We start from the raw sequence: 12,541 nt of genomic DNA on the forward strand, positions 1-12,541 counted from the left end.
TGGCGCGCACCCATGAACACCTTTCTCCAGATCCTGATCGGCGGCCTGCTGCAGGGTGGCGTCTTCGCCATGGTCGCGCTGGGCTTCTCCCTCGTCTACCGCGTCACCGGCATCGTCAACCTGTCCCAGGGCGCCTTCTGCGTCCTGGGCGCGATGGCCATGTACTTCCTGCAATCCGTGCTGGGGCTGCCGATGCCGCTGGCCCTGGCCGGCGCGGCCCTGGCGACTGTCGTGATCGCGGTGCTGCTGGGCTCCTTCACCCTCTTGCCGGCAATCTCCACCCTGCCGCCCAGTTCCACGCTGATGCTGACGGCGGGCCTTCTGACCTTTTTCGAGGGGCTGGTGCTCATCCTCTGGGGCAGTCAGCCCTATGCGATGCCCCCCTTCTCGGGCGAGGCGCCGGTCGTCATCGGTGGCCTGCGCATCCCGTCCCAGGGCCTCTGGGTCATCGGCGCCTGCGCGGTGATGATTGCGGCGCTCTGGTACCTGCTGCAGCGCACGCGCACCGGCCGTGCCTTGCGCGCCTGCGCCGAGAACACGACCGCCGCACGGCTGATGGGCATCGACGTGCCCCGGATGATGCTGCTCAGCCTCGCCCTCGCAGCGTTCATCGGCGCCGTGACCGGGGTAACGATCGCGCCCATCGCCTCCATGCAGTTTGACACGGCGAACTTCTACACCACCTTCGGCTTCATCGCGGTGGCCATCGGGGGCATCGGCTCCTTCGTAGGCGCGGTGGCTGGCGGGTTGGTGCTGGGCGTGGCGACCCAGTTCGCAGCCGGCTACCTGTCTGAGATCTTCTCCACCACCCTCGCCCTGGTGCTGCTGCTCGCGGTGCTGGTGCTACGCCCTTCCGGGCTGTTCAGCGCGGGGCGGGCGCAGCGGACAGATGTACGGGTGGACCGGCACGCCCACCGCTCGATAGTGCGCTTCGACAGCCGCGCTTCCATCGCCCTCGGGCTCGCGCTGCTCGCCCTCCTCGCGGCAGCCCCGGTGCTGCCTCTGCCGGCGGGCATGACCGGCTCCCTCTGCATCGCGCTGATCGTGTTCATCGCGGTGCTCGGGCTGGACGTGCTCATGGGCTTCGCCGGCCAGGTCAGCCTTGGCCAATCCGGCTTCATGGCCATCGGCGGCTATGCGGCCGCCATCCTTTCCGCCACCTACGGCCTGTCGCCCTTCCTCAGCATCCTCGCCGCTCTGCTGCTGTCCGGCACCTGCGCCGCGGTGCTCGCGCTGGTGACGATGCAGCTGCGCGGCCATTATCTCGCGCTGGCCACCCTCGCTTTTGCGCTGCTGATCGATTCACTGGCCGTCGGTTTGGTCGATCTGACGGGCGGCCCATCCGGCTTCGTGGGCATCCCGGTGCTGGAGATCGGGCCGGTCGCCTTCGACACGACGGAACGGATGTACTATCTGATCCTCGCTGTCGTCGTGCTGCTGGTGCTGCTCTTCGCGGGGGGGCTGCGCTCCGGCTTCGGCCGCGCCTTGATGTCGGTGCGCGCGGACCAGGCCGCAGCCTCGGCCCTTGGCATGCGGGTCGGCTACATCAAAGTCGTGGCCATGGTGCTGAGCGCGCTGCTCGGGTCGTTGTCCGGCAGCCTGTACGCCTTCCAGTTCCAATTTCTGTCGCCCGACATGGTATCCACCATGCGGTCCTTCCAGCTCATTGCCATGCTGGTGCTGGGCGGCGAGGCGACACTGATCGGCGGGTTCTTAGGGGTGGTGCTGCTGACCCTGTTGCCAACCCTGTTCCAGCCCCTGGCAACCTACCGTATGCTGGCGGAGGGGGCGCTGCTGGTGCTCGTCTTCCGCTTTCTGCCAGAGGGTCTCTACGGGCGCGCGGTCATGGTGCTCGACCGGGCGTGGCCGGTTGCACCATCCCCAGGACGGCTGGCTGCGCGGGAGACGCGTGCATGACCAGCATCGCCCTTCAGGCCCTCGGCCTGTCCAAGCGCTTCGGCGGCGTGCTGGCCCTGCGGGACGCGTCTTTCGCGGTGACGGAGGGCAGCCTCTGTGCGCTCATCGGCCCCAACGGCGCTGGCAAGTCCACCATCTTCAACCTGGTTACCAACTTCTACCCGGCGAGTTCGGGCGAGGTCTTGCTGTTCGGCGAGCGCCTGGCGGGCCGCTCCGCCGCGGGCATCGCCGCAGCCGGGCTGGTCCGTACCTTTCAGACGGCCCGCGTCTTTCCCGGCATGACGACGCTGCAGAACCTGCTGGCCGGGGCGCGCATGCGCGAGCATTCCTCCGCCGCGGCGCAGATGTTGTGGCTGCCGGGCGCGCGGCGGGAGGAGCGGGCCCTCACCCGCCAGGCGGAGGCGCTCCTCGATCTCGTCGGCCTTTCGGCCTTCCGCGATGCGGCCGCCACCGATCTGCCCATGGGCGCGCAAAAGATGCTGGAGGTGATTCGCGCCCTGATGGCGCGCCCCCGCGTGCTGTTGCTGGATGAACCTGCCGCCGGGTTGAACGACACCGAAACGTCGGAGCTGTCCGCCCTGCTTTGCGCCGTGCGCGCCCATGGCATCACGGTGATGGTAGTGGAGCACAACATGAACCTCGTGATGAACATCGCCGATCAGATCGTGGTGCTGGATGCCGGCAGCGTGGTCGCCGACGGCACGCCGGCCGAGATCCGCATCAATCCACGGGTAATCGAGGCCTATATCGGGAAGGACGAGATGTCCGGTGCTTGAGCTGCGGGAGATTTCTGTCGGCTATGGCCGCGATGTCGTGCTGCCTGGCTGCAGCCTGCAGGTCCGGCCGGGTGAGGTGGTGGCGTTGATCGGCGCCAACGGTGCCGGGAAGTCCACCCTCGTGAAGGCGCTGTCCGGCCTGCTGCCATGTCGTGGCGGCAGTATCCTGCTGGACGGCGAGTCCATCGAGGCTCTGTCCCCGCGCGACCGGGTCCGCCGCGGCATCGCCCACGTGCCGGAGGGGCGGCAAGTCTTCGGAGGGCTGTCGGTGGAGGATAACCTGATCCTGGGCGCCTATGCACAGGCAGATCTCCGGGACGCCGCCTCGATCAAGGAACGGATCGCGGAAAGCTGCCTCTTCTTCCCTGCCCTGCTGGAGCGGCTTCGAGAGCCAGCCGGCAATCTTTCAGGCGGGCAGCAACAGATGCTGGCGATCGCACGCGGGCTGATGGGCCGTCCGCGATACCTTCTGCTTGATGAGCCTTCGCTGGGCCTCGCCCCCTTGCTGGTCAGCGAGATTTTCCGCCTGGTGAGCCGCCTGCGGGAGGCCGGGCTGAGCATCCTGCTGTCCGAGCAGAACGCGCGGCAAAGCTTGGCGGTGTCTGACCGGGCCTATGTGTTGGAAGCTGGGCACGTGACGATGCAGGGCGTTTCCAGGGATATCCTTGAAACGGATGAGATCGCCGAGAAGTACCTGGGGGGTGGCACGGCCATCGGGGCCGCCCCCGGCCGGCAGATGGCGCTGGACATCCGCCTGAAGGACATCCTGGCGTCCGGCTGAAATGCGGGCGCTCCGAGGCGGGACGGGCTGCAGATGGCGAGGCTCGTAATGGCGCAGCCCAGGCTTCAGCACAGCACCGCTCGGGCGGGCCTGGAGCAGGAGCGCCTGCGCAATCAAGCCGCGCCGCGTTGTGCCTCGCTTCCTCAGCTCAGCGGGTCCGGGGCGTGTCCCGTCAGTTGTTCAAAGCGGCGTGCATAGAGTGGCCAGACCTGGGGATTGACCAGGTGCGGCGGCACCTTCCCGGCCAGCACGTCGATCCATTGCTGCGCCGCCATCACGGACATCTGCCGCAACGCTTCCGCGGTGATGCCCGCGGTGTGCGGGCTGGCGATGACGTTGTCGAAGCACAGCAGGGGATGGTCGGCCGGCGGCGGTTCCCGCAGGAACACGTCGATGCCGGCGCCGGCGATCCGCTTCTCCGCCAGCAACGCCTGGTCCCCGGAGCCAAACTGGGGGATTTCACCTCGGGCACTTCACGGCAATCAACAATCCTGCCTCTCAAGCTCGTTGCGGACCCGCAGTCGGCGCGTCTGATGGGGACTTCCGGCCATCCTATGCCAGACCAAGAACTACCTGCAGTCTCCGCGGCCCGCAGGCAGGGTTTTCCTTGGTGTGAGATCTGACAGGTCCCCGCCGCAGAGCTGCTTCAGCGCGCGCAGCCGATCCGGCGGCAACCTTGCAGCGCTCGTTGCGAGTTCGATGGCCACATCCAGTAATGCCGGCCTTGCTGCCAAACGCGACGCGAGCCCCAATGAGAGAGCCTCCTGGGCCGTGATGTTGCGTCCTGTCGTGAGGAGGTCGAAGCATAGGCGCGGAGGCAGGTGGCGCCGCAGGACGGGCGCGATGAGTGATGGCAGGATGCCGTGCTGCGCCTCCGGGAAGGACATGCGGCTGTCCTCGGTCATCGCCAGGTAGTCGCAGCAGAGGGCGAAGGCTGCTCCGGCTCCGATGATGGCCCCCTGAACAGCCGCGACGACCGGCTTTCCAACCCGGCCGGGCGTCGCCAGGAGCGCTTCGCTCAACCGAAGGCGCATCCTCTCCGCCGCGCGATCGGCCGATAGCGCCCGCATTTCCGCGAGATCATTCCCGGCGCAGAAGACGGATCCTTCGGCCGCGACGACAATCGTCTGCACATCGTCGGCGGCCTCCGCTGCGTCGATGGCTGCAATGAGCGCTTCGGTCATAGCGCGATCGAGAGCGTTGCGCTTCTCGGGCCGGTTCAGGACTAGGAGACGGGCCAGACCGCGATTCTCCTGGCGGATCATCCGTCCGCCACCGCACTCGCTGGCGGGTCTTCAAACCCTTGCACCAGACCCATGGCACGGAGGACCGGCAGCCGGTCCTCCATTCCAAGCTCCCGGAGAATGTCTGCACTGTGCTCGCCGAGCATCGGCGGGGGCCTCAATTCCATTTCGCGCTGGCCGTCATACCAGATCGGGCGCCGAGGTGCCCTCACCGCGCCGTGTATCGGATGATCCAGCTCGTACACGGTTCCGAGATGCTGCACCTGAGGATCGGACTCGACATCCTGTATCTCGTGAACCGGCGCGAAGGGGACATCGGCCTCTTCCAGCCGTACCGTCCATTCGCGACGCGAGCGCTCGGCAAACACCTTCGCCAGCGCATGCGCCAGCTCACCGTACTGCGCGACCCTTCCCTCCCGGGTAGAGAAGCGGGGATCGTCATTCCATTCCGGGCGGTCGACGGCACGGAGCAGAGCCTGCCAGAACTTTTCTGGCGAGGAGAGATGCAAACCGATCTGCTTGTTGTCCGAGCAGGTGAGAACATAGGCCTGCGAGAGAGCGGCGCGCGTGTAGGTGCCGATCGACACGCCGGTCGCCGCGTACTGGGAAACGGCGTCGGTCATCAGCGCTATGGTCGCGTCCAGCATATTGACCTCAACGAGCCGGCCGATGCCGCGTGACGCTCGCTCAAGCAGGGCGCCCATGATCCCGTAGCAGGCGAACAGGCCCGTCGCGGCGTCCGCGAGGGCTGGTCCGGGCACCCGAGGTTCCGAGAACTCCCGCATCAGGGCAGCCATCCCGCCGATGGCCTGGCCGACCGTGTCATAGGCCGGCCGGCGCGAATACGGGCCATCGCGACCAAAGCCTGTCACCTCGCACAGGATCAGGCGTGGATTGTGCGCATGAAGGATCTCCCAGCCGATCCCGAGGCGCTCCGCGACACCCGGCCGGAAATTCGTCACCATGACGTCTGCCCGGGCCGCGAGGGCGAGAAGAACTTCCCGCCCGGCCGGCTTCGAGAAATCCAGGGCAAGGCTGCGTTTTCCACGATTGTGAGCCTGGAATTGCGGCCCGTAGAGGCCGCCCTGGAAACGCCGGAACGGATCGCCGCCGTCCGGCCGCTCCACCTTCACCACATCCGCCCCCAGCTCGGCCAGCAGCATGGCCGCATAGGGGGCCGTGATGAAGGAGCCGAGATCAAGCACGCGAAGCCCGCTGACGACCTTCATGTGATCTCACCCGACCTTCAGGCCCATGAGGCCCGCGAGCAGGTTCCGCTGCATCTGCGAGGTGCCGGCGCCAATGGTGGTGCTGCGCGCATCCCGGAAGTGTCGCTGCATGTCGAATTCCATGCTGTAGCCATAGGCTCCCATGACCTGCATCCCCGCATTCGCCGCACGCACATAGGCTTCCGACCCAAAAAGCTTCGCCATCGTAATCTCTGCCAGGGCATCTCCACCTTGCTCCAGCGCCCACGCGGCCCTGTGGGTCAGCAGCCGGGCGGCCTCAACATCCACGCGCATATCCGCCAGGAGATGCGCGAGCGCCTGATTGCTGCCGATCGGGCGGCCGAACTGCGCGCGCTCCCCGGCATAGGTGACGGCCATGTCGAGGACGGCCTGAGCGCTGCCGCAATACCCCGCCGCGGAGCACAGGCGCTCCAGGCGGAGGCCCGAGAGGAGGTAGCTCCATCCCGCGTTGGGTTCTCCCACCAGCGCGTCCGGAGGCACGCGCACGTCGTCGAAGGTGATCTCGTAGGTTCCGACGCACCTCCGGCCGAGCATGTCGAGCTTGCGCAGTTCCACGCCGCTCGCCGAGTTCGGAACAAGGAACAAAGAGATCGCATTCCGGGTTGGCGCCTGCGGATCGGACCGGGCATAGACGTTGAGCAAGGTGTTCGGGGCCCCGGCACCGGTCGACCAGAGCTTGCGGCCGTTCAGCCGCCACGCCTCTCCGTCCCACTTGGCCGCGGTGCGCATGGCCGCCGCATCGGACCCGGCATCCGGCTCGGAGACGCAAATCGCCATCCGCTGGACGCCAGAGATGATGGCGGGGACGATGTCTCTGCGCTGGGCCTCTGTGCCGTGACGCAGGATGTTCAGGCCGCAGAACACGCCGGCGGCATAGGCGGTGAAGAAGTCGAAGCCCTTCGCAGACATGGCCTCCGCGAGGACGACGAGGTCCAGCGGGGTGCCCCCGAGACCTCCATGCTCCTCTGGAAAGGGAAGGGCGAAGAGTCCGGCCTCGGCCCAGGCGTCATAGAGTTCCAGAGGATACCGGCCCTCCCGGTCGAGCGCACGGATATAGGACCGCGTCGCATGGCGCTCCATCAGTGCCCCTACGGTCTCTGCGAGTTGCCGCTGCGTTTCGCTCAGAGCGAAATCCATGCCGCGGCCTCCTCTGCATGCTCCTGCGGCACGGTCATGGCGCCTCCGCCTCCAGGGCATGCTGAGTCACCTCGCCTTCCGTTTGCTCCCACAGAGTGCGGGCGATGGGAGCCCGGAGTTCCTCGGCGATGTGTCCGACCAGTCCGACGGCGCGGCCAATGACCGCCACGCCGCGGCACAGGCGCCAGTCGAATCCCATCTCGGTCATGACGGCCCCGATGGCGCCGGTCGCGTTGATCGGCAGGGTGCGGCCGGTCCGCTGCTCCGCCGCTTCGGCGATCCTTCGCAGCAGCGCGACATGCGGGCCCGAGAAGCCATGCTCGGCCGCGATGTCGAAGAGCCGGGCCGTCCTGGGGTCCACGGGCTTGTGCACGGGATGCCCGAGCCCGGGGATGGGCCGCCGGGCCGCGATGTAGCTCTCGACGATCTCTGGCGCATCACGGCCATTCGCCTCCTGCAGCATGCGGGCGGCAGCTTCCGCGCCGCCGCCGAACATTGATCCCATCCCACATAGCCCGGCCGCGACAGCGGCCTGGAGTGCCTCCGGTGCGCCAAGATAGACGAGCCGCGCGGCCATGGCCTGCGGGGTCATGCCGTGCTCCACCAGGGTGACCAGGAGGGCGTTGAAGACCCGCGCCTCGGCCTTCGTCGGGATACGCCCGGTGATCTCAAGGAAGGCCATCGCGCCAAGATCGAGATGGCCGATGATCTCGCCGGGCAGGTCCCGGCCCTGGACAACCACGCGATCGGGCGTGCTGAATCCCATGTCGGAACGGATCGGCGTTCTCGCCCCTGCGCCTTGCGGGTCGGTCATACGGCTCACTCCACGCGCGCGCCACTGGCGCCGATAACCTGCGACCATAGCTCGGTCTCTCGACGGATCAGGGCCTGGAACTCCTCCGGGGTGCTCGGGGCGATCTCGCCACCGAGCGCCGCGATCGCCTGGCGCACTTCCGGCGTGGCGAGGGCCGCCGCGATCGCGTCTCGCAGGCCGGCCACGATCGCGCGGTCCACTCCGGCCGGGGCCACGACGCCATACCAGGAGGCCATGTCGAAGCCGGGTACGTCCCGCGCGATGGGAGGCCAGTCCGGGTAGGAGGCGATGCCTGCGGCCGGGGAGACCGCAATCGGCCGCAGGCGGCCCGCCTCGATCTGCGGAACGGCCGCGGTGATGCCGGACAAGGTCATCTGCACCTCGCCATTGGCCACGGCGGTCACCGCCGGGGCGACGCCGGAATAGGGCACCTGGAGAATTTGCGTGCCAGTGAGCTGCTTGAGCCATTCCATGGCGACAGCATGGGGGCTCGCCGGTCCGAGGGACGCGTAGCTGAACCGATTAGGCTGGGCACGAACAAGGCTCAGCAACTCGGCAAGTGTCGTCGCCTGGACGCTGGGATGCACCACCAGGACGTGAGGAATCCTTACGACGGTGCTGATCGGCAGGAGATCGCGCTGCGCATTGTACGGAAGGCGCATGTTCATGCTGGGATGGATGCAGACGGCATTCGTGATCAGGCCGATGGTGTAGCCATCGGATGCGGCCCTGACGACCGCCTCGGTGCCGATGCTCTCGCTCGCGCCGGGCCGGTTCTCTATCACCACCGGCTGCGCTAGAGTCGCTCTCAGCCGTTCGGCGAGCAGGCGTGCCGCGATATCGGTCCCGCCGCCAGGTGGATAGGGCACGATCAAGCGAAGGGTACGTTCGGGAAACTCCCGAGCTGCGGCTTCGGCGAGCGGTGCTGCGACTGCGGCGGCAAGCACGAGCCTCCGACCGATGCCAATATCACACGACTTGATCATGTTGCCTCCCTGAATGTTCAGTGCCGCCATACAAAGGCTGCGCGCTCCATGCCGCTTCGCGATACGCATGTCAGTGCCCGCGGCAGCGAGCCGACCTACTCGCTATCGATGTGAGTCGTCCGGTGGCGCGGCCGGCTGTGCACGAGACAGGGACCGGCGCCAGCGCCGACGGCTGTGTGACAGACCGAGGCCCGCGAGCAGGCCCGCCAGGCGGATTGGCGCTCCGATCCCTTCGACGACCGGTACCCCTATCTCCTTCGAGAGTTCGACCGGATCCATCATCACGGGGCATTGCGTTATGCCGAGTGCGAGAATCACGTCGCACTGATCGTCGCGGACGAGGCTGCGGGCTTGTGCGACGAAGTTCTCCGCCATCGCAGCTCGGTTGTTGCTGATGTCCGGGAGGTCGAACCCCGAGCAACGCCACCCCGCCATCTTGTGCTCCATCCCATAGCGCCGGACGATGGCCTGAAGCATGGGGAGCAGATCCTCGTGGTAGACGATCCCTCCGAAGCGGTCGCCAAGGACGCTTGCGACATGGAGCATCGCCTCGGTCGGCCCGATCACGGGGATGTCCACAGCCGATCGGCCGCCATCCACCCCGAGATCGAGTGTTCCGAGGGGAACGACCGCGTCATATCCGAGGCTCTCGGCCCTGCGAAACGCCTCGATGAAGGCCGGGGCTACGAGCTGGATCTCCGCAGGCGTGAGGCCGTGGAGGTAAGGTGTCGCCGGCACCTGGACGATCCCGACCTCCACATCGGCAGAACTGAAGGCGAGCGCGGCGTTCTCCCGACGACGCTTCTCTTTCTCCGGGTATTCGCCGACGACGAAGGCCACGCGAACCATCTCCTTCCCTCCTTCAGGGTGACCGCACAGGGGCTTCGGACAGCGTTCCGAGGAGATGGCCCATGCCAGGCTGCGCGGCGCGTCCACACTGGCGCAGGAAGGCCCAGTAGCTTGCGGTCGGATTGGTCACGACCGGGCGGCTGAACTCGGCTTCCAGCGCAGGCACGGCCTGCAGGCTGAGCCAGGAACCGCCTGCGAGGAGGAGGCCCTCGGCCGAGGGGTGATCCCGGAATGCGCGCCTCCCAAGAGCAATCGCCATATCCGCTCCGGGATCGGGCTGGATCGCGAGAACCTCCTGGGCCGTGTGCGGTTCGGCCACAACGCCGACTGGATCGAGGCCCGCCTCGCGAAGATAATCCGCGACCCGCGCCATGAGCTCGGCATTCCATTTGGCGGCGACGGCGACTTTCCTGACCCCGAGTTCCCGGAGCGCGTCGATCGACTCCTCGAAATCCGCGGAGCAGGAGATCGAGGTGCGCCGCTCAGCCTCCTCGATCATCGCGAGCATGCGCTGGCGGCCCACATGGGCGGATACCGGAATGCCGCCTTGAGTGATGCGCTGGACGCCTCGCCCACCAAGGAACTCGATGGCAGGCCAGAACTTCTCGAGGGCCTGTTCCGTGCCGGAGGAGCTGAAGGCCTGGAGGCCGATGGGGGCGCAGACGAGCATGCAGTCCTGCGGTGCAACGCGGTAGAACTGGTAGTGGATATAGTCTCCTACGTTCACTGGAAGGACGTATCCCAACTGGTGTTTGGGCCGGAGATCCATGGGGCTGCCTCCGATTTATTCTGGCTGTACATTTGCGCGGCGAATGACGTCGCGGTACTCAGAGTCTGATTCATAATTATCCGGCGTGATTTCATGGCCTTGCGATGCGGCGTGCGAAGAGCTGGATCGAGGCGATGAAGAGCCATGCGGTAGCCGATGCGATGGTCTGCTCGAAGTCCTTGGCGAGGCGGCGGTTCCGATTGAGCCAAGCCAGTGTGCGTTCGACAACCCAACGGCGCGGGAGGACGACAAACCCTCTTGCGGCATCTGACCGTTTGACGATCTCGACGGTCCATTTGCCGATCCGCCGGAGGGCGTCCCTGAGCTTGTCGCCAGCATATCCACCATCGGCGAAGACATGGCGCAGCCACGGGAAGCGCTTGATGATCTCGGCCAGCACCAGCGGCGCACCGTCACGGTCCTGGATGTCGGCGGTGTGGACTACCGCATGGACGAGATTGCCGTCGGTGTCGGTCAGGATGTGGCGCTTGCGGCCCTTGGTCTTCTTGCCCGCATCATAGCCCCGAGGTCCGCCGCTTTCCGTGGTTTTGACGCTTTGGCTGTCGATTACCCCGGCGCTGGGCGAGGCTTCGCGACCCGTCCCCTCACGGGCGATCAGCAACAGAGCATGGTTCAATGACAACCACAGCCTATTGTCCCGCCACAGGTAGAACCAGCGCCGCACCGTCGAGACCGGCGGAAAGCAGGGCGGCAGCATCCGCCACGGCAGGCCGCCACGCAGCAGATACAGGATCGCCTCGACAATCCGCCTGAGTGGCCACTTGCGCGGGCGGCCCACATGCGATGCTGGCGGAAAGAACGGCTCCAGCAGTGCCCATTCGGCATCGGTCAAATCGCTTGGCAAAGCCAGTTCCGCACGGGCATACTGCGCCCGAGTGGTATCGGTCCACATCGTTGATCTCCGGAAGTTTTCGCAAAAACCCCTGAATCAATGACCTGGGCTGGCGTCAAGCTAACCCGCTGATACCACTCAACTTAATTTCGGATCAGGCTCTCAGCAGTCTCTGACTGGATGACCTCCCGGAACTGCTCCGGCGTGCTGCCGACGGCGGTGAAGCCGAGCGCCGCAAGCTGCTCACGCAGCCGCGGCTCTGCCAGTGAGGCCGCCACATCCTGCTGGATCCTCTTTGCGAGTTCCGGCGGCATGTTCGCCGGGCCCCACAGACCGTCCCATGCCATTATGGAGAAGCCGGGGACGCCGCCTTCCGAAATCGTCGGGATATCCGGCATAAGCTCGGAACGCTGCGGTGAGGTTACCCCGAGCGCCCTGAGCTGCCCGCCGCGGATGAGAGGAAGGGATGCGGCGGAGGTCCCGACGCCGAAGTCAACCCGGCCGCCGATGATGTCCAGCATGCCTTCCTGGATGCCCTTATAGGCAATGTTGACGACGTCAAGCTCCGCCCGCTGGCGGAAAAGTTCCCCGCCGAGGTGATTGGGGCTGCCGACGACCGCTGACGCCCAGCTCAGCTGTCCCGGTTGGCGGCGCGCGAGATCAAGCAGCTCCCGCGTGGTCTTGATCGGCGACTTCGCGCTGTTGACGAGGATCAGAGGCGAGGTCGCCAGCTGCGTGATGGGTGTGAGATCCTTGTCGGGATCGTAGCCGAGGTCCCGATACAGATAGCGGTTGACGTTGACGTTCGGCGTGTAGATCAAGAGCGCGTGCCCGTCCGGACTGGAACGAGCGACGAATTGCGTGCCGATGTTGCCGCCGGCGCCAGGCCTATTCTCGACGATCACCGGCTTGCCCCAAATGTCTGTGAGCCAAGGAGCAAGCAGCCGGGCAATGCTGTCAGCGGCGCCGCCAGCCCCGGTCGGGACGGTAATGACGACCGGTCGGCTGGGAAATTCCGCGGACCGCGCCGGCCCGGCCATGCTGGGCAGCAGGGCCATCAGCGCAAGAGCGAACATGCCGATGCGTGTCATTGTTGTGTTCTCCATCTCCAGGACCATTCGCTACCGATCGCTTCGGACGGGCGCGGGGCCCAGGCGAATGCCGA

The 12,541-nt window shown here is 66.5% G+C and carries 13 protein-coding genes; 3 read left to right on the plus strand and 10 right to left on the minus strand.

Annotated features, from left to right (window positions below; all coding sequences use genetic code 11):
• Nucleotides 1–12: 12 nt before the first annotated feature.
• From LPC08_RS24995 to LPC08_RS25005, 3 genes are read left to right on the plus strand one after another with little or no spacing between them, the layout of a single operon-like run.
• Complete coding sequence (locus LPC08_RS24995; protein WP_230453154.1) at nucleotides 13–1,917, plus strand: ABC transporter permease; 1,905 nt, start codon at nucleotides 13–15, stop codon at nucleotides 1,915–1,917.
• Complete coding sequence (locus LPC08_RS25000; protein ID WP_230453155.1) at nucleotides 1,914–2,693, plus strand: ABC transporter ATP-binding protein; 780 nt, start codon at nucleotides 1,914–1,916, stop codon at nucleotides 2,691–2,693. Before LPC08_RS24995 ends, LPC08_RS25000 begins: the two co-directional genes overlap by 4 nt.
• Nucleotides 2,686–3,474, plus strand: coding sequence for an ABC transporter ATP-binding protein (locus LPC08_RS25005; protein ID WP_230453156.1), 789 nt, complete (start codon nucleotides 2,686–2,688; stop codon nucleotides 3,472–3,474). Before LPC08_RS25000 ends, LPC08_RS25005 begins: the two co-directional genes overlap by 8 nt.
• A 143-nt stretch (nucleotides 3,475–3,617) precedes the next feature.
• Here LPC08_RS25005 and LPC08_RS25010 read toward each other — a convergent pair whose 3' ends face one another.
• From LPC08_RS25010 to LPC08_RS25055, 10 genes are all read right to left on the minus strand, one after another.
• On the minus strand, nucleotides 3,618–3,902 hold the full coding sequence (locus LPC08_RS25010) for an NAD(P)-dependent oxidoreductase (RefSeq protein ID WP_370643373.1): 285 nt from the start codon (nucleotides 3,900–3,902) through the stop codon (nucleotides 3,618–3,620).
• 141 nt (nucleotides 3,903–4,043) lie between these two features.
• On the minus strand, nucleotides 4,044–4,739 hold the full coding sequence (locus LPC08_RS25015; RefSeq protein WP_230453157.1) for an enoyl-CoA hydratase/isomerase family protein: 696 nt from the start codon (nucleotides 4,737–4,739) through the stop codon (nucleotides 4,044–4,046).
• Nucleotides 4,736–5,947, minus strand: coding sequence for a CaiB/BaiF CoA transferase family protein (locus LPC08_RS25020; RefSeq protein WP_230453158.1), 1,212 nt, complete (start codon nucleotides 5,945–5,947; stop codon nucleotides 4,736–4,738). Before LPC08_RS25020 ends, LPC08_RS25015 begins: the two co-directional genes overlap by 4 nt.
• 6 nt (nucleotides 5,948–5,953) lie before the next feature.
• Nucleotides 5,954–7,105 (minus strand): acyl-CoA dehydrogenase family protein, encoded by a 1,152-nt coding sequence (locus LPC08_RS25025; protein ID WP_230453159.1) that lies wholly within the window; start codon nucleotides 7,103–7,105, stop codon nucleotides 5,954–5,956.
• 34 nt (nucleotides 7,106–7,139) lie between these two features.
• On the minus strand, nucleotides 7,140–7,919 hold the full coding sequence (locus LPC08_RS25030) for a citryl-CoA lyase (RefSeq protein ID WP_230453160.1): 780 nt from the start codon (nucleotides 7,917–7,919) through the stop codon (nucleotides 7,140–7,142).
• Between the two features lie 5 nt (nucleotides 7,920–7,924).
• The gene (locus LPC08_RS25035; protein ID WP_230453161.1) at nucleotides 7,925–8,974 is read right to left on the minus strand and encodes a tripartite tricarboxylate transporter substrate binding protein; all 1,050 of its coding nucleotides are present in this window, start codon (nucleotides 8,972–8,974) and stop codon (nucleotides 7,925–7,927) included.
• 33 nt (nucleotides 8,975–9,007) lie between these two features.
• Nucleotides 9,008–9,745, minus strand: coding sequence for an aspartate/glutamate racemase family protein (locus tag LPC08_RS25040; RefSeq protein WP_230453162.1), 738 nt, complete (start codon nucleotides 9,743–9,745; stop codon nucleotides 9,008–9,010).
• A 22-nt stretch (nucleotides 9,746–9,767) separates the two neighbouring features.
• On the minus strand, nucleotides 9,768–10,523 hold the full coding sequence (locus LPC08_RS25045; protein ID WP_230453163.1) for an aspartate racemase/maleate isomerase family protein: 756 nt from the start codon (nucleotides 10,521–10,523) through the stop codon (nucleotides 9,768–9,770).
• Nucleotides 10,524–10,614: 91 nt separating this feature from the next.
• Nucleotides 10,615–11,436, minus strand: coding sequence for an IS5 family transposase (locus LPC08_RS25050; RefSeq protein ID WP_230450819.1), 822 nt, complete (start codon nucleotides 11,434–11,436; stop codon nucleotides 10,615–10,617).
• Between the two features lie 83 nt (nucleotides 11,437–11,519).
• Nucleotides 11,520–12,467, minus strand: coding sequence for a Bug family tripartite tricarboxylate transporter substrate binding protein (locus tag LPC08_RS25055; RefSeq protein ID WP_230453164.1), 948 nt, complete (start codon nucleotides 12,465–12,467; stop codon nucleotides 11,520–11,522).
• Between the last annotated feature and the right edge of the window lie 74 nt (nucleotides 12,468–12,541).

This window comes from Roseomonas sp. OT10, from assembly GCF_020991085.1.
Lineage (GTDB): Bacteria > Pseudomonadota > Alphaproteobacteria > Acetobacterales > Acetobacteraceae > Roseomonas > Roseomonas cutis.